Here is an 18,734-nt window from a genome sequence, read left to right as displayed (position 1 = left end):
TCATTATGCCAAGGGTAATACCAAGCTAAGGAAAAACACAAAACATGTAATAAACTTTTTTGGAATATTTGGGTGTATTAAGTTTAATGCACTTGGCAAAGATGCTCTTGAGAAGCCAGAAAGCAAGTTAGTTAAGTATTATTTTGACTATCCTTATTTTTCTAGAATTGTTAATCCAGAGTTCTTTCAAGAAGAATTGAATAACGAAGAAAGGCAATTCACTAGGAAGATAGTATCACTATGGTTATGTTTCGCTATCTCGTCCGCTGTTTCTGCCGCATTGCTATACTTGGCGTATAAAAATCAAAAATCAAAAAAGGTGCTTGTGGGGTTAGTTTTTGCGTCAGTAGTACTATTAATTTTGGCTACTGTATGTTTTGTTGTAGTTTGCTTATGGGTGTTTTTTGACTTTATCAAGAAAAAGTTTGTTGTACATAGAATCAAAAGCTTTTTGGAAAATGAAGTCAGCCCTGAGTGGATAAAGCTCTACAAAAAAGAACTTGTAGGTGACACTCAGGAAGTGGATGCAGAAACTTACGATCAAGAATCAGCGAAAAATAAAGATATAGAAGATATTGTAGAGTTTCTTTTGGAAAGAAAAAAGATTGTAGCACTATATAACTTTCTAACAAATGGGGAGGAATTAGTCCAGGCCGGAATGGCAATGGTAAATATGTTGCTTGTAAAGGGTATACATCCAAATAATATAGTCTTAGACACTAACTCACTTGGAGGAGGAATTGCAGCAGAAGTTTTAAAAAGGTTTGAAGATCAAGGCATTCATTTGACGCTAATTCATAGTAATTCTTATAGTTCGCTTAAAGATGCAACTAATAACTTTCCTCATGGAATAGGAAACTTTTTCACAAGACGGCTTCCTGCAAAATTCTTGAATTTTTGGTTTAAACGTAGTAAGTTAGAATTTAACTCACAAGAGATCATAGAGAACACAAAATGCCCTGTACTAATTGCTGGCAGAAAAGGTGACACTGTAATTCCACAAGCAGCTCAACTTGCTGGTAAACTCAGTGATCGGTTTACTAAAACCGGGCAGCTTAGAAAAAATATAGTACTGGAACATGATCCTACAATACCTTGCGGAAATAAGAATATTCACACTGATCACAAAGAACATTTGATTCATCGTCAAGATAACGGTGATGCAAAAAGATACAAAGAAGTAGAAGATAAGTTTATTGATGAAGCACATAAACATTTAATAATAAATGGACTTAACGGAGAATTTGATCTAAATAAATACATTGTAAGTGGTCTCTCTGGAAGCTTGACAAAAATAGAATTGAAATCCATCGGCGAAAAATATATATAAGTTCAAGTTGATAGAGAAAGAAAAATTATTCTTGCTATACCGTAAGTACGCTCCAAGATCACACTAAAATTTTTATTACATTCGAAATCTTCATTTTTTCTAATCTCTAGAATTATCAATGAATCATTACTTAGCCAACCTGAGTGAGCTAACCTGTCTAAAGTTGAGTGAACTAGATTACTATTGTAAGGTGGGTCTATAAAAACTACATCACACTTTGAAGTAGGCTGTGGCAATTTGTTAGCACTACAACAAATTAGCGTAACATGATCCGCAATTCCAAAATCTTCTGCTGTTTTTTTAGGCAGTTGCAAATTGTAATAGTCTGAATCTACCATGAATGCATGTTTAGCACCGCGAGAAAGCGCTTCAAATGAAAAAGAACCACTCCCACAGAATAAATCAAGTACATTTAAGTTATAAATAGGCTTTTTTGAGGAGAGCATATTAAATATCGCCTCTCGGACAATACTCATAGTTGGTCGTGCGGCTAAATGCTTGCCTGTGACTATTTTTCTTCCACGATATTTCCCTGCAATAACACGCAACATACTAAAAGGGCTCCAAAGTAACTAACTATTTAACAATGCATGATTAATGTCAATACGACTTTAATTAGGGAGAAAGTTGCAGATACAAGATCATCAATTACTCTTCTTTGATTTATTATTTACTGTACTTATTACATGACCAATCTCATCTCGTAAATCATCATGGCCGTTTCTTTCATCATGATTTATCCCTTCAATTCTGCTTTCTAACTCCAACTTAATTATAGTGTTGATTTTATCTATGTTATCGAGAAAGCTTTTACATTCTTCGTCACTATACTCTTCACCGGATGCTTTTTTTTCAATAAATAGGTCTTTAAATCCTACTAGATCAGAATTCTGATCGGTATTCAGTATAACATTTCTCTCTACGAAGCTAAGATCTGATAGTAATAAACTAACCTCTAATAGATCTTCACTTTTAATGTCTGCGAGATTATCAAGATTGTCTAAAACATTAAACATCTTGAGTTCTTCCTGAGCAATTTCTTGATCCTCCTTGTCAAATTCAGACAATAATTCTCTATTATCTACGAGTTTCTCACTAAGGGCTTTATTGAGCTTTGAAAGATTGATGTCATCTTGCTCGGTGCTATCTAGCAACAAGTCCACCCTTGCCCTGCGTGCATTTAAAATGTCATCGTAGTCATTTAACTTTACGTTACCGTCTTTGTCCTGCTGCAATTTATAATGATCAAACCCTTTGAAATTTTTTTTACTAACTTTCATTGTTATCCTTATTCCTATCTCTTGGCTCATCCGGTACACTTCTTTTTATTGACTCATCTGGCTGGTTCTCATCTCTTGACGGATCCCTTAAGGATTTATCTGATGTCCCTGAACTTGGCTCACCAGGTTTTGGTAATTCCGGCGCACTTGATTGATTACTACCATCTTCATCTTTATGTCTTTCTGGCTTTCTTTTACGGCCTATGGTGTAATCATGAAGTTTATCTAAAAATTCCCGCCTATGCGATTTTGCTCTATAGAGTAGATTATGGTTATAGCCATGCTTTCCTATAGAATCGACACCATGCTTCCAAGTAAATTTCATAGCATCTTCTATTGTGTAACCCAAATGTGACCCCACATATCCTTTATAATAATCTAAATATCTACCAATTCTTCTATGTGTAATATCTTCTTTATCAACTCCAAATGCTTTGTAAATTTTTTCCTCAAGCTTGTCGACATCATTTTCAGGCGAGGTTGCAAATTTTGTTGCTTCAATAGTAGCACCTACAAGTTTACGCGGCACATCAATAGCGTATTTCAGCACACCTCCAACTCTTGGTATCCTGCCCAGCAGATTAGCTGTACCTCCAGCTAATCTATCCGGTAAATGAGTAGCCCAATTGCCTAAAGACTCTAGTTTTCCACCAGCAAAATTCTGCCACTGCTGCTTTAACCCTTCTGCTGCACCAGCTAAAGGAGATGCTTGATACATACTAGATATAGTGTAAACACTATATCCACCACCGGCAATACTTGAGCCCATTTGTTGTACGAACGTGCGTAAGGTGAACATTAAGAATGAAAGCAAGAACAATATAAAGATTTCCCCCACATTGATTAAATAACCTCTCTGTATGTCTTGTACCCTTTGGTAATCGCTATTTTCTTGATAATTCTTATTTACCACATAAAAATTCTCTGATTGGCAGCTTGCACTTTGCGTAATTACACCTTGCACTAAAGACTTTATTTCGCTTTTTAGATCTGATCTTATGATACCTTTTCTGTAATCATCTATTATTTCCCAGTAATTGCTGCATTTATCTTGTGTAGATTGACAATAGCGCCTTATTATTTCACTAAGACCGCCGCCATCTATCTTCCTATCTATACTACCTATCCACAACAAGATACCAGCCTTTTCTGACGCATGTAACAAACTATTTGTTAAACGCACTAGATCTTTTTCATTTTCACTACAACCAGCATTAACCACCATATCACTTTCTGCTATATAATGATCTGCTGGATTATCTTTAGTGCCAGGAACTGGGTTAAAGAAAGGATAATCTATATAACGAAAACCTTTATTAATGTAATCCGGTGGAAGAGGGATATAGCCAGCGCCACCAGTAAATTTTATTGTACCACCTTCTCTACTCAATTTTTCTATGCCTTCTATATCTTTATCTACGTTCAGCGGAGAAGCTTCTCCAATAGTGTAAGGCACAAAAATTTGCCCTGGAGTCCAACCAAAGTACTGCTTATCAATGATACAAAAACCGCCAAATACCCATTTTGGAACACACAACCTTACTTCAAACCATTTATTGTAGCATACAGTAAAACCTAACTGCCTATAAAAGGTGTTCATTATCATCGAAGCCAACAATGACAAGAGAGTAAATATCATAATCGACTGTAAACAAAAGCTGATGCAGAATTTTATCCAACCTTCAAATAGACTTTTCAGCGGCGAAAATAAAATAGAGATTAGGAACAGTGGCATTATAGCTACAAGAAAAGCTATACCCATAAAACCAGAAAGGAATATTATGTAAGCATATACACAAAGCAGGAAGTATAAAGCGATCCCTATGAGAATTGCCGGTATCATAAGAATGCTCGCCCACATTTGGTAATGTAAAAATGCCGCAAATTTTTTCCAAACAGAGTAAGCAAAAAACTTGTTGAACATGTCCTCCATAAAGCTAAACAATTTAACACGGGCCTCTTCACCGGCTTTGACAGAATCCCAATTAGCATCTGTATTCATATTAGGAGCAAAACGAGTAATTATACTTATCAGCTGTTCAAGGCCTTTGACGAATAAAACAAGAAAATGATCATAGAAAAATCTAAAACTTCCAGGAGATATAAGCACTATTACTAGAGTGATTTTCATCATCCTGATGAGCATATCATGCTTAGTTTCTCGTATCATGCCAAAAAGATAAAGAAGCGACGAAATCACTATAAATAATACAAGCAAGGAAAGAACAAAATTGTGAAAGCTCGTACTTTTCTCAGCTATGTTTTGAAACATAGCTTGTGCAGCTGCAGGATCGTTACTGTCAAAATGCTCTTTGCAATTTTCGTTAATCAACAGTACACATTTTAGGTAGTTATAAACGTAATCAAAAAATCCAAAGGTACTGGGTTTCTGCACTCCACTCAAAAATTCAAAAGAATAGCCGCCCACATTATCTAAGTAATATCTATCTAATATTTTTACATATATTTTCCATCCTTTTTGTAACTTTACCGGATTACAATTCCTGTCTTTTAATCTAGTGCTATCTCTCTCTAAAGTAAAAAGTCCGCTCCCATCTTCTGCTACAGAGTTATAACCTAGATGCACAGTAGGAGATTGAGGATTGCGCATAGATTTCAAACTTTCGTTAGGACTTTGTTCCGTAGTCTTCTTACCATCCTTATCTGTAAAAGTTCTTCTAAATAAAAGATAAGCACCATGACCATTGGTAAACCAACATGGAGCACCACGTGATACTGTATTTGCGCTATCATCTTCATTAATGCACTTGCAATCTACAGTGCAACTTGGATTAGGCTTACTTGAAAATTTTTGTATGCTAGGTTTATAATCATTGCAAACCAAGTGAAAGTCAGGCAAGCTATTATCGCCTTGTTTGCCTTCGAATTTGGTTGCATATTTCAGCTGCTCCAAGCTTTGTAAGGTATAACTGCCTTTTTTAGATTCCTTCTTGTTATTATTACTCCAAGATGTCCATGCACCATTAACTCGCACTATTAAGCTATCTCCATTGGTTTCGAGTCCGGTATCCTCCCACTTCACCACTTGGTTATGGTGAAAACCATAATTAATTTCGCCAGTTTCAGGATCAATAACTTCTCCATCTCCTGGAATAAACGCATCGTGGTCGCTTGAAAAATGAGCGCTTACTGCAATAGGTTTAGGACCAAAATAGTCAGCAGATATGCACCTTGGAAAAGGCATATCATTCTTACTACAACCTGTGATCAGCATATAAGCTGCAAGAAGTAATACCCTAAACCAAAATTTGCCTAAGCGTAACTGCATATCTAAATTTTTTCCAAATATAGAAATAAAACTTTACTTAAAATATCTTTTTAATTAGTTACTCCATGATATCACCTATGTATTATCATCCTCCTTTTTTCTTTTTTCATTTTCAGCTTTAATACTAGGATCACTTCTTCTTATTTCATCAGAACTTTCTTGTTGCTCTGATTGTTTTGGTGCTTCAGGCTTAGAGCTTCTAGAATTTTTCTTCATTGTTTTACCAGAATCCTCTTGTTTACCTGGCTGCTTTGGTGTTTCAGATTGCGTTGAAGGCAACTTAGCCTCAATTTGTGTTCGATCTTTACCCATTCTCTGCTTGATTCCCTGTATCATATTCTGAGTCTTATCATCGAGTCCAACAGCTGACAGCATAGCTTGTGATGCTTTTTCAGCAACCTTACCAACACTTTGAGCAACCCCAAAGCCAGAGCCGAATAGTGCTTGTGCCATTATCTCTGATACAGAAACAAAAACTTCCATTGCGCTAGCAATAATGAGATATATGAATGCCTGGATTAGATCTATAGGTAATGCTGCAAAGTGTCCACCAGTTTTCCCCCCATTACTTAATGCAACATCAACGCTAGTACCAGGACTGTATCCGAGAGGTAATATTGATTTTATAAGACAGAGATCATACGATAAGAAATTTATGCTAATTAAACATTGGTAGCATGCAGAAAAGTTTGTTAGGTTATACAAAACTGAATACATTAATTGATTCAAAACGGATAAAGATGAAAATAAAATGACTGGTTGTACTGCAACATGAGCCAGAGTTTTTATCCAGTTATCAAACAGGGATTTAGTTTGTTGGAATAAAATAAACACGATGAATAGAGGTGTTAACGACAGCAAAAACGCTACTAGAATAGTAGATATCACATATTTAAATGTAGCGCTAATAATGCATTTTAAGAATACAAAACTAGCATGGAGTATTATAAGAAAAGCGATAAAACCAAAAGGACCAGCGAGCATTAATGATAAAAACTTCAGCCATGTTTCTCCTGTAACTCCTGCTGTTAAGTCTAAGAACGCAAATTTTTTACCTCCTTCTCCTACATAGCCAGAAAAACTATCAACTAAATAAGTGCTACCATCTACAAAAAGTTTGGATAAAGTTGTACCAAAGAGTTCCCAGCTTCTATCACTAAAAGCAAAAGCTATAAATGCTATCTTCATCATCCTTACAATAAAGTCAAATTTACTTAGCTGTACCGTTCCAAGCATGTAGCCAACAACAGTAAATATAACGTATAGAGTAAGCAAAGCTCTTACTCCTTGAAGAAGACCTTTTGCATATCCTTTGTATGAATTTTTAACGCTGTCCCCAATTACTTCTTTTTTTATAAAGTTAAATATGTTGTTTACATTCGATGAAATAAAATCATTAATTTTTCTTTTGACAAATAAAGTTACTGTGTACTTATTATTTTCATAATATTTGCCATTTTTGTCCGTAATGTCATCTCTCTCTACGTTGCTTACATCAATACCAAAATATATCTTCTTAGATTCTTCGTTCTGAAAGTGTTTTCCGCTTATTACATCTAATATGGTGTACTCATCTTTTCCGTCTACTCTTTCTCTCACTCCTACCACTTTGAAATCATTAGTTCCCACACCATGCAAATCTTTAGGTGGCTCATCACCCAAATACACATACAGTTTTTCGCCATTAATGTATTCACATGATCTACTTACTTTAACATGATATCCGCCTCTATGAAGGTAGTATTCGCCATTACTTGCTATAGCAAGCATTACATCACTACCGGACTTTATACCTTTATTTACTTCATAATTATGGTTCAACCTTAAAGAAAAATCCTCAAAATTATCACTAATTTGCGAACACACATTATCCTTTCTTGCACCTACTTCATTATCTGGAAGACATTGCATACCTTTAGCAGTACCTTGATTATCAAGATCACCAATTTTTGCAACAAGAGCCTCAGCCCAGGAAATATCTTCTTCAGTGTTTGATGTCAAATTAATGTTAATCTGCTTTGGATCCTCTTTGTTTTCTTTAATCTTCTTAAGCTTGTCTTCAACCTCTCTAAGGTGAGAATACATATCACATTTGCCGTTTTCATTATCATAATCATATTTTTTGTATCTTATAGAAGAGACACAGTTTTGTTCTCCTGCTTGACCTGAACCATAGTTCCGCATACCTTTTCTAGTATAGCACATATTTTGATAGTAACAGTTAAGCTCATAAGAGCTGTACTTTTTTATCTCGTTAAGATCACAGTTTTTTCCATCACACAGCTCATTCAACCCTATTTTCGCGCGTCGAAAATCTAACAACGCACCATTCATCCATGGACTTTCGTCTTGAATATAACCTTTATTAAAATGTACCTTGTTATCATATGGAGTGTAGCCGTTACCAACTAGCACTGTGCTTTCCTTTGCTTTTGTTTTATCAATAGGTAAAAATTTTACTTTATTTCTCTTTCCATCCTCGCCCTCACAAAAAAATTCTTTTCCCTCTTTCTCACTAATACTCAGTATTTCACTCACTAGCACTTTTTCATCCCCTTCTTGAGTTTCATAACAATTATCATCAAAACTGATGCTTTTTCCTTCTGGATTGTTATAATCAATTGTTATCTTTCTGGGAACTAAGCTAAAGCTCAATCTATCACCAGGATTTACTTTTATTCCAGTATCCACATAACGTCTCCTACTATAGGATTCACTGTTTCCAAAACCCCTATCCTTACACACCTCTTGTTCGTTAAGACCAAAGTTATTAGTTAACTTATCATTATTAATATCTTTAGCTTTTTCGTAATCTGGTATTGAATCATCAGCACAAAATACAGCAGGTACAAGTACTTTTCTTGGATTTTTGCCTTTTTCAGGAGGGCAAAAATTTACTGATCCGTCGAGGGTAAATTTGATTTTCTCACCCTCACCCTTACTCATTACTTGACCAGAATCAACCCAATGAATTTTAACTCCTTCATCTGCTTTATGAACTGGAACATCCACATTAACGCTGGTGTTTCTGCTCTGTAACCCAGGCTCAACACAATCCATAGTACAACCAGTGATTGCAAGACACAGTATCAATAATAGTGATCTTTTACTTATCATTGCTGTTTTCCTGGTTGTGGTATCTGAGGCGTTGACCTTTGAGTCTCTTGTGGTATTTGAGGTCTTGACGTACCTGACTGTTGAGAAGCACTTCCTCCTCTTCCGCCTTCTGCTCCTCTTCTTTGAACGCTTTGTTCATCTAACCCTACTGTTCCCATTAAGCTTTGTTGATATTCTTTTCCAGGTTCGTTTTGCACATAAACACCAAACAACGAGTCAGATATTGCCGAAGAAGCTTCAACTAAAGCTTTCATAGCGTGACCCAAGATAACAAAAGCCATCATAGCAGTAATATTAGGCGCATACTTGGAAGCATACCCATAGAAGATACAAGGGTTAAAGATTTTTAGATTAATACTAAGTATGCATGTAGAACAGACTTCAAAATCAAACACTGAATATATGATGTAATCCATAACTTGGCTTATCAGTGATATAAAAATTAAAAGCACTATTGGATGGATTGCAAATCTCGCTAAATTTTTAACCCAGTTGTGAAACATCTGTCTAGTATATGCAAATAGAAGGCAAATAATAAAGATAGGCGCTAAAGAAAGCAATAACGCAACTATTGCTATAGACGTGATAAAAGAAAATAGGACGTCAAAAATAGCTAAGACCACTGTTATTAAACCCCAAATCACCAAGCAAAAAGATACAATGCCCAAAGGACCGGAGAATATAAGAGATACTATTAATAACACTGAATGTGCTGACAAAAATCTATTCAACGGCAAATCAAGGAATTCAAAAACATTTGATGTCGTGTCTCTGAAGTTTGCTATTCCTATTAACTGCTTTGGAGTGTTGATAAAAATAGAAAATGCGTTGTTATAAAAAAAGTCCCAGCTATTATCCTGCAACAATTGGGTAATAATTCCTATCTTTACGCATATAATTAAAAATTCATATATAGAAACATGAGTTAACCCAAAAAAGTAGTAAAGGGTATATAAGACTATATATAATACTAACAGCGATATTATCGTAGATCTAATGGTATTTGTTCTGCTTGACTTTATAAAACTTTCGTAAAGGGACTTTACAGGACTAGTATCAGAGTGAATTGCGTCGGTGTTTTTGTAGCCAGAGCCAAAAAATGCAGTTTTCACCTTCTCATCAAAAAAATTATAGATTGCACTAAAGGTTTTCACAGGTGGCTCTTTGGTCGTCAGACTAATGCTAAACTGACCTTCATTTTCTTTATAATCACAACCATGGTTTCTTATCCCGTAATATATGGTGCCGTTTTTGTCTTTTAACTTGTCTTTCAAGCCCTCCATATACTGAATATCATGAACTTTGCTAATATCTACGGGTATATCTCTCTGATCTTCACCAGGCTTATGCTCAGGGAATTTATCGGAAACACTTATATACAAGCTATTTTCCAGACTATGGTTCTTCGTTACTCTTATGTTGAACCCGCCTTTGTCATTTGTATTGTAGCAGCTCTTGTCATTTCTGCTACATAGACTAAAAGTTAAACTTGGTATTTGATGGTCATTCTCCATCTTATGATCACAACTAGTACATATGCCACCTGTTGGAATGCGTTCAAAATTCTCATCATCCATTTTAATACTTAGTAGCGTAATATCAGTTTTTATCTGCTTTTCCTTAATTAGTATTTTACTAATAGCTTCAACATCAGATTTACCACTAGCATTATTAATGGACTGGAATATCTTTCCTTCTATACTATTATATTCAACATACACACAATTACTGTCACGGCTACCGGAAGAAAATTTACATATACGTCCGCAGAGTAAATTCAAAATGTGCGTATCTATTTCACCTTTCTGACTGTCTGAAAGCCCGTTACAGTCTATATTTCTTTCTTGTTGTTTTATAGATTTGACAATATTTTTAATCTCCTTCTCCTTTTCATCTTGATCTGATTTTGAAAAATCTGAACTCCAATATTCTTTTCCGTTTAACCATTGTGTATTACCTACAACATACTTATTAGGACATATCATGTATTGACCTTCTCTATCCTTATATCCTTTCTCATGTTTTTGACATTCATTTTGATTTAAAACATGTGCAAAATACTCGTCTTCTTTTTCGCTGCACTCTTTATCAATTTTTACATACCTGATTTTTGCATTATCCTCTTTATCTCTACACACTTTACTTCCAATAACACTAAAGCTTATCGAATCACCAGCTTTAAGCGCAAATTTCGATAATGTAACGTCATTTTTCCCAGGTCGAATTGCAAAATCTTCATACTGATTAGGACAAAAATTAATCTTGCTAGGCACTATATTAATCTCTGTTACCTTTACTCTATCTGAGATATTAACACCAGAATCAACCCACTTCTGCTCTGTTGACACTACATCTAACTTCTCGCGCAAGCCTGACAAACTTTCTGGCTTAATACAATGATCATCACAACCGGATAGCAAAAAGAATGTCACTATTAATAAAAGCTTACGCATAGCTTACCAAATTTTGGTTACTTGAACTTTTAAGCACCTGTTATCCATTTTGACCAGTACCACCAGTACCTCCGGAATTACCGCCTTCACTTCCAGCGGCTTTAATAGCTTCACTAGTAGCCTCTTTAATAGCCCCTCCAGCGGCATCAGCAGCACCTCCTGCAGGAGATGATCCACTATTATCTCCTGCATTTCCAGATGCAAGATCTCCCACATCATCCCTTGCCTGCTTGCCTTCTTTAGCAGCCCCGGCAGCGTCTCCAGAGCTGGCTTTACCAACAGCTCCAGCGATAGCTTTAGCCGCAGAGAAAGCTTTGGACATCATTTTTCCAGGTGTAGCACCAGAACCGAGTTTTGCCCTGTAATTACCAGAAAGTTCTGCAGCCATTTCAGGAAGAATATTTAAGAAGTGATAGAACAGGAATAATATTAGAGCTAGTTTTAACAATTCTCCGATAAGAGAACTGCCAAACTCCATATATGTAAAATCGAATAGACCGAGTATGCTGCTCTTTTTAAAGCTATAATTTTGCATCATACATGCAAGAGTAGTTTCATTATTATTACATCCACCATCGTTCAACTTAAACCATTGTTTTTTCTTACTATCTGAGGTTTCTGCTTGATTCTCTTCATATAGCTTATCCGATTCAAATTTCAAATTTTTAAAATAGATTTTATCACATGCTATGAACATAAAGGACAAAAACGCAAAAAGCATAACCGGGTATAAGCTATAGGTGATTAGTTCCTTTAGCCATCCATCAAAGTATCCTTTAGTGTGTTGGAATAAAACCATAGGAATAAACAAAGGCGATAGGATAACAATTACACTTAAAGCAACTAAAGATAAAATAAACACATAGCACATCCACAAAATAACCATCATCATCAAAACGGCCATGAATATAACAACAAGAGCTACTAAAATCTGCCCGCCAGCAAAAATGATACCTATTATCGAACCTGCAACTAATAAAGGAGGAGCAGCACCTAGTAAAACAGCTAATATTCCTACACTCCCGGTACCAATTTTGCCACCAATTCCATCTAAAGGTGCACCTAAGTAAAATAAAATTCTACAATCAAGCCTGTCCCAAGGTGCAAGATAACTGTAAGATATTTTCTTCCCATGACGCATGTATTCATAATCTGTACCTGCTTCATAATTACATATACCTTTACTTTCAGATGATGCTTTTAATACTATTTCAGACAAGCCATTTGAAAGCTTTGTTAGTTCCCCGTAATAATGAGACATGGTACTGCCTGTTGTGAAGTAAATTACTAAAGCGAATTTAATGATTAACATGTACATTTCTTGAGGACTGCGAACTCCACCAGACATAGCTTTTATAGAAAACAGTATTAAAGCTAGAACCAGAACAGCAGTTATGGTGTTTTTCAGCCTTTTTTGTGCCACAGACAAGAAACTACCCTTCCTATGTCTATCTTTGTCCTTAAGTGGTTCACCACTTGAATCAATACCTGCCACTAAATTATCTAACGACTCCTTAATGCACTGCACTATCATGGAAGTCACAGGGATAGGAGCTAATGATTTACTTCCCGCTTGATTATAGCAAGCTTCAGAAACATACGAACTAAAACAGCCTTTATTGTTGTAACCTACAAAAATTTTTCCTTCTTTTTCCTTATCTCTTATAGTAGTTTTATAATCTTTATTGGGATCAATTTCTATTGGCTTATCAGTAGTACCACTGGCCTTATCTTTGAAAATCATCTCAGATTTTTCACACATAGGAGCAATTGGATCAGGTGGCAATTCTGTGCATCCCATATCAACTCCTTGTGGCCAAGGAGTCATTTTGATACCAAGCGTACTAACACTATCTAACTCCACACACAACCTGCCTGCTCTTCTCACTGCTTTGAATGTTGATCCATGTATGGTTTCGCTCTGTCCAGCTTTAAGAACTTTACATTCCAGATCACCATCAACCCTTGAAGACCATGATCCATCTACATATCCAGTGTCTTTCTCCCTGACATCAAAATCTATATTACTTGTAAAAAGGTTGCCAAATGTCAAAGGATTTCTATGGCAAACTTCTATATATTCACTGTATTGCACACCGTTTTTTGGCCAGTAATAGTGTTCTCTATCGACATTAACAACATTCCAGCCAGTAGAGTTTAAAATTTCTTTTTCTGTCTGTCTTCCATCTTTTCCTGATTTTCCTTGTAATGCAGAAAAATATTCATCTTCTGTTTGATAGTTTTTATTTGTGAGTGTACTATAATTCGTGTCTTCTAATGTACAATCTTTATACTTTCCATCATGATCACGCGCAACTGGATGTCTAACAAAACTATGTTCACAAACAACAAGTCCTCCTATCGCTTTCCAGACTCCAACGATTGCAGCTATCATTCCAATAATAACAAGAGCAGTAAACAAACCAGCAGAAGAAATGATCAAAACAATACCAGTAAATATTGCACCAACAGCAATCGCTATTCCAGCAAGTGCTGCAGCCGTTTTAAACGCTCCACAGTCAGGATTAGAGGCACGACTGAAACTGCCAGTAGAATTAAACCTGCTGACAAACTCCGTCTTATCAGTACCACTTATTTCATCTGCAAATACTGGATATGAGAGTAAAAAATCTATATTTAACAAAAATATTGCAATTAATAGCAATGACAGCTTAGTCTTAAACATTTTTTACCTTCTGATAGAATATAGGCAACCATACTTTTGGGTCATCTCCGACCTCTTTTAGTATATCATGTAACAGTAGAACACTTTCTGCACGTCCAGATAACACGTTGACTATATCATCTAAGTCTTTTAAGTCTATTCTAGCTACCACAGCATTGATTCCTTGTTTTACCAAGAAAAATCTAGTACTTGGGTCTGTGTGCTTAATTAGTATGTACTCACGCTCAGTTAACATAAAAACATCCCGGTATACACTAGTAGCTTTCAGATTTGGCAAAAAAATTTGTGTTGCTGTTTGCTGTACAAGTGTATCACTAATAGCACTTTTACTTGCATCTTCAACACTCTGAGTAGCGAAAATCACAAAAGCATTTAATTTTCTCAGCACTTTCAACCAGTCTTTTATCTTAGGTGCAAAAACTGGGTTATCTATTAACGCCCATGCCTCATCAAGAACAATAATAGATGGTGTGCCATCAAGAGATATACTAATCCTATGAAACAAATAAATCAAGACTGGTCCAAGAGCAACGGGATCCTTGAGTAAGCTAGCCATTTCAAAGCCAAATATCCTTGCTTTTGAAAAATCTAGCAAATCTTCTTTATTATCAAATACTGCAGCATGAGAGCCATCACCATGCCACATAGATATTGCCCCGGCTAGAGTATCAGGGCCAGCAAGCCCTAAAAATGGTACGAGATTTCTTAGAAATCTGTCTTCTTTTCTTAATTTAAAATTTCCTTCAATTGCATCATTAATTCGTGCAATATCTTCTGAAGTGAACTTATCATTGTATACCGAGATTAAAGACTTTATCCACTCCATTAAAAATGTTCTATTATTAGGAGTATCATCTAGTTGCAGAGGATTAAAATTTGTTTTGGTTCTTGGTTCTATTAGAGTATATATACCACCAAGTGCCCTTAAGAAAATTTCTGCACCGCGATCTTTATCAAAAAAGAATATTCTTGGAGAAAATTTCATTGCCTGAGCACACAAGAAATTCATTAAAACAGTTTTACCAGCACCAGTTGGACCAATTATCATAGTATGCCCAACATCTCTTATATGAAAGTTAAAGAAAAATGGCGTACCAGATGTTGTGTCAAAAACTGTAACAGCATCTCCCCAGTGGTTATTGAATTTATTACCAGTAGGATAATTATGTTGAGATGCAAAGCCAGCCAAATTAAGACTACTTATCGTACCTTTTCTCACTATGTAATCAAAATTACCAGGAATTTGTGCCCAAAATGCTGGTTCAAGGTTAACTCTTTCACGAATAGGGTAAACACCACAATTAGAAAGCTCTGATTCTACCAACGACAAAGCATTATCCAATGATTTAGGGCTTTTCTCTATACATAGGATAGTTAAGTGATGTTCACCAAATGCAATCTTACCACTCATTGCATCATCGAGTGCATGAGAGATTTCTGCTATTTGAGAGATAGCTTTGTCTGCAGATTGTATCATCCGATTTTGCTGTATCTGCATTTTTGCAATTGCCATCTGCCTGTTTGTAAATTGGAAAGACTGCGTGATGATGAACTCGTAGGGAAGTTGTAAAAAATAATCGAGCATACCTGCAGAAGTATTATTTCCATACTCTTTGATACTAACTATTCCAGCGTATTTACTCTCATTATGAGTCACAACCTGTATCATCTTGTGGCCAAAAAATAACCTATGCACCGGTAAGTATCTTGATATTCCAGTTCCTAGTGGAAGAAGTGTGTTTGTCACGAAACCACAATTCACAATTCTAGATAGAAATTCCATCATTTCGCAGAATAGACCATTTGGAGTTTCTTTTACTCCAAGAATCTTAGGCGAATAATTTCTAAGGCTCGTTACTACACGATTTGTTGTTTCTTCTAAATCTTCATAAGTAGCGCGCATATCGCTTTCCCAAGCATGTTTTGAAGTCACATGCCCGAATTTTTTTAGTAGATGTGATAGAAACTCTACTCCTTTTGTGTCCGCTCTACGAATAATTGTAATGTATAAGTCATTAATAAACGATTGCCTTGTTGCATGTTTCCCTCTCCATTTTAGATTTACATGATTAGCAAAAAAGTTTGGCAAATTTTGACTTGCAAATTCATCAGAAAAAATATTTTTCTTACGCCTGATAGTATGAAAATATAAACTAAATGCTGGAGATGAAATGCTTCTCAGCATCTGATTTCTGATATTGTTCTGTATTACCAGATCTTCATCATCAGCTGTTTCAAACGCAAAGCCATTTAATTTTATAAACTTAACCAGCCAATTTTGCTTTGTTATTAAGGTCGTGCCATTCCAATAGCAAGAATAAGGAATGAATTCAGCAGCGTGAACCTCCCTGCTTAGAATAGATTTATTCTTTGATTGAATAGGTCTAAATCTCAGCATTGCATAACATTAAGTAATGTCATAAGAATTAGCTCCATGATAAAAACGATTTAAACACTTGGAGCATTTTCCCAATTTTACCATAAATAATTCAATAAACAATGGTTCTTTTGCAGAAGCTATATAACCAAGTCCGTGTATGCCTGGTAACACCAGAAGAATTATTCTAAGATCATTTGAATTAATGAAAATTAGCATGCAAATTAGAACGTTTAATATTGCAAACATGTAACTCACACCAAAAAGCATTGCAGGTCTTGTAAGACCTTTAAACAATTGATCTGTTTGTATGCTGCCTGTGGACATATTTTTTTTAACCTTCTAATTAATAGCTCTAACACTAATACTACATCATTAATTAAAAATCCATTGAAATGAGTGGCACTTTATGTAAGATAACTAATTTAAATTCAATGATGACAAGTTGGCCGTTTCAAGAAGCAGAAAAAATATTACAAGAGTTTCCTAATAAAAAAGAGATAGTATTTGAGACTGGCTATGGACCTTCAGGTTTACCACATATTGGTACTTTTGGAGAAGTTTTTCGCACTACAGTTGTTGCAAATGCACTAAAGAGAATAGCTCCTGGCATAAAAACCAAAATCATTGCAGTCTCCGATGATATGGATGGTTTGCGAAAAATACCAGACAATGTACCAAATCAGGAAATGCTAAGGGAGCATTTAAATAAGCCTTTAACCACAATACCTGACCCATTTGGCACTCATGAAAGTTATGGCCATCATATGAATTCATTGCTGTGTAAATTTCTTGACCTATTTGAGTTTGAGTATGAATTTAGAAGTGCTACAGAGTGCTATAAGTCTGGTATTTATGACGAAAAACTTTTACTCTTGCTGAAAAATTATGACAAAGTGATGGATGTCATGCTTCCATCATTCCGAGAGGAAAGGCAGCAAACTTATAGCCCTTTCTTGCCAGTATGCCCAAAAACTTCTCAAGTTTTACAAGTTCCAGTAATTGAAAGGAATATAGATAAAGGAACAATCACATACGAGGATGCAAATGGAGAAAAAATAGAAACTCCGGTGACAAAAGGCAGATGCAAATTGCAATGGAAACCGGATTGGGGAATGAGATGGGCCGCATTTGGAGTCAATTACGAAGCTCATGGAAAAGATTTGACTCTATCTGCAATACTTTCAAGTCAAATATGTAAAATACTTGGAGAAAAGCCGCCTCTTCTGTTTTGCTATGAGTTTTTCCTTGATAAAGAAGGAAAGAAGATATCAAAATCAAAAGGAAATGGTATTTCGATTGAAGAGTGGCTCACTTACGCACCAACAGAGAGCTTAGCGTTGTACATTTTTCAGAGTCCCAAAAAAGCTAAACGTTTATATTTTGACGTGATACCAAAATCAACTGATGAATATCTGGAGTTTGTCAAACGTTATAATGAGAGCAAAGAAAAGGATATAGATAGTCCTGTATGGCACATCCACCAGGGCGAAGTTCCAAACGTGGAAACTTCAGGTATAAGTTTTTCATTGCTTTTAAACCTAGCAGCAGCTTGTAATGCTGAAAATAAAGGGATTCTTTGGGGTTTTATATCCACTTATGTGCCACCAGAAAATAACAAAATGCTCGATAGGCTTTCAGATTTTGCAGTTAGGTATTATCATGATTTCATCAAGCCAACAAAAGCGTACAAGGCTATAAACGAAAAAGAGAAAGAAGCGTTACTAGATTTAAAGAATACCCTGCATTCCCTACCTGTTACAACCACTGCTGAAGAGATTCAATCTCAAGTTTTTTCCATCGGAAAAAAACACAATTACAGCAACTTACGCGATTGGTTTCAGCTGCTGTATGAAACACTGCTTGGCCAAAAAACCGGGCCAAGAATGGGATCTTTTATAAAGCTTTATGGGATAGATAATACGATTTCTCTTATAGACAGTGCTACTGAACGTACACTTTAGAGTTTATCTTCTTTCATTTGAGCACTTTATAGCTGAATCCACAGACCTCTCCCTCGATGAAATTCAAAAGTTAAGGAATTAAATATTATCTATTGAAGCCCTTGAGCTTTGGGCAAATGGCCTGAAATAGAAACATCACAAAGATCATTCCTAGATTGAGAGTTTTCTTGCTTTTTAGCACACTTGAGTTGTTTAAATATTTTAGAATCTGTGCCTACATTCTCCTTGGCATATTCAT

10 protein-coding genes are annotated in these 18,734 nt (G+C 35.6%); 2 read left to right on the top strand and 8 right to left on the bottom strand.

Annotated elements, in window-relative coordinates; all coding sequences use genetic code 11:
* Window positions 1–1,330: hypothetical protein (locus HET73_RS07805; protein WP_246209746.1), on the top strand; the 1,330-nt coding region annotated here is incomplete at its 5' end.
* 2 nt (window positions 1,331–1,332) lie between these two features.
* Here the strand turns inward: HET73_RS07805 and rsmD are convergent.
* From rsmD to HET73_RS01580, 8 genes are all read right to left on the bottom strand, one after another.
* Window positions 1,333–1,881, bottom strand: a complete 549-nt coding sequence (gene rsmD / locus HET73_RS01615; RefSeq protein ID WP_174133151.1) for a 16S rRNA (guanine(966)-N(2))-methyltransferase RsmD — start codon at window positions 1,879–1,881, stop codon at window positions 1,333–1,335.
* Window positions 1,882–1,974: 93 nt separating this feature from the next.
* The gene (locus HET73_RS01610) at window positions 1,975–2,640 is read right to left on the bottom strand and encodes a WD_0853 family protein (RefSeq protein WP_410543540.1); all 666 of its coding nucleotides are present in this window, start codon (window positions 2,638–2,640) and stop codon (window positions 1,975–1,977) included.
* Window positions 2,600–5,899, bottom strand: a complete 3,300-nt coding sequence (locus HET73_RS01605) for a TrbL/VirB6 family protein (protein WP_174133924.1) — start codon at window positions 5,897–5,899, stop codon at window positions 2,600–2,602. Before HET73_RS01605 ends, HET73_RS01610 begins: the two co-directional genes overlap by 41 nt.
* Before the next feature lie 75 nt (window positions 5,900–5,974).
* Window positions 5,975–9,016: a TrbL/VirB6 family protein gene (locus tag HET73_RS01600; protein ID WP_174133923.1), complete on the bottom strand. Its 3,042-nt coding sequence runs from the start codon at window positions 9,014–9,016 to the stop codon at window positions 5,975–5,977.
* Window positions 9,013–11,469: a TrbL/VirB6 family protein gene (locus HET73_RS01595; RefSeq protein ID WP_174132788.1), complete on the bottom strand. Its 2,457-nt coding sequence runs from the start codon at window positions 11,467–11,469 to the stop codon at window positions 9,013–9,015. Before HET73_RS01595 ends, HET73_RS01600 begins: the two co-directional genes overlap by 4 nt.
* 40 nt (window positions 11,470–11,509) lie before the next feature.
* The gene (locus HET73_RS01590; protein WP_174133922.1) at window positions 11,510–14,155 is read right to left on the bottom strand and encodes a TrbL/VirB6 family protein; all 2,646 of its coding nucleotides are present in this window, start codon (window positions 14,153–14,155) and stop codon (window positions 11,510–11,512) included.
* On the bottom strand, window positions 14,148–16,553 hold the full coding sequence (locus HET73_RS01585; protein WP_174132786.1) for a VirB4 family type IV secretion/conjugal transfer ATPase: 2,406 nt from the start codon (window positions 16,551–16,553) through the stop codon (window positions 14,148–14,150). The genes HET73_RS01590 and HET73_RS01585 overlap by 8 nt, the downstream gene beginning before the upstream one ends.
* Before the next feature lie 9 nt (window positions 16,554–16,562).
* Entirely contained in the window at window positions 16,563–16,859 is a 297-nt protein-coding gene (locus HET73_RS01580) for a type IV secretion system protein VirB3 (RefSeq protein WP_174132785.1), read from the bottom strand.
* 68 nt (window positions 16,860–16,927) lie between these two features.
* Between HET73_RS01580 and HET73_RS01575 the strand changes: the two genes are divergently transcribed.
* Window positions 16,928–18,496 carry a lysine--tRNA ligase gene (locus HET73_RS01575; protein ID WP_174132784.1) on the top strand — a complete coding sequence of 523 codons (1,569 nt, stop codon included), beginning with the start codon at window positions 16,928–16,930 and terminating at the stop codon, window positions 18,494–18,496.
* Window positions 18,497–18,734: the final 238 nt, after the last annotated feature.

Source organism: Wolbachia endosymbiont of Atemnus politus (assembly GCF_013309895.1).
This window is presented reverse-complemented; position numbering and strand designations above follow the sequence as displayed.

What these genes read in the sequence shown, in the direction of transcription:
- HET73_RS01600 (WP_174133923.1), bottom strand. Translation starts at nt 9,016, where the DNA reads ATGATAAGTAAAAGATCACTATTATTGATACTGTGTCTTGCAATCACT.
- rsmD (WP_174133151.1), bottom strand. Translation starts at nt 1,881, where the DNA reads ATGTTGCGTGTTATTGCAGGGAAATATCGTGGAAGAAAAATAGTCACA.
- HET73_RS01580 (WP_174132785.1), bottom strand. Translation starts at nt 16,859, where the DNA reads ATGTCCACAGGCAGCATACAAACAGATCAATTGTTTAAAGGTCTTACA.
- HET73_RS01595 (WP_174132788.1), bottom strand. Translation starts at nt 11,469, where the DNA reads ATGCGTAAGCTTTTATTAATAGTGACATTCTTTTTGCTATCCGGTTGT.
- HET73_RS01585 (WP_174132786.1), bottom strand. Translation starts at nt 16,553, where the DNA reads ATGCTGAGATTTAGACCTATTCAATCAAAGAATAAATCTATTCTAAGC.
- HET73_RS01605 (WP_174133924.1), bottom strand. Translation starts at nt 5,899, where the DNA reads ATGCAGTTACGCTTAGGCAAATTTTGGTTTAGGGTATTACTTCTTGCA.
- HET73_RS01590 (WP_174133922.1), bottom strand. Translation starts at nt 14,155, where the DNA reads ATGTTTAAGACTAAGCTGTCATTGCTATTAATTGCAATATTTTTGTTA.
- HET73_RS01610 (WP_410543540.1), bottom strand. Translation starts at nt 2,640, where the DNA reads ATGAGCCAAGAGATAGGAATAAGGATAACAATGAAAGTTAGTAAAAAA.
- HET73_RS01575 (WP_174132784.1), top strand. Translation starts at nt 16,928, where the DNA reads ATGAGTGGCACTTTATGTAAGATAACTAATTTAAATTCAATGATGACA.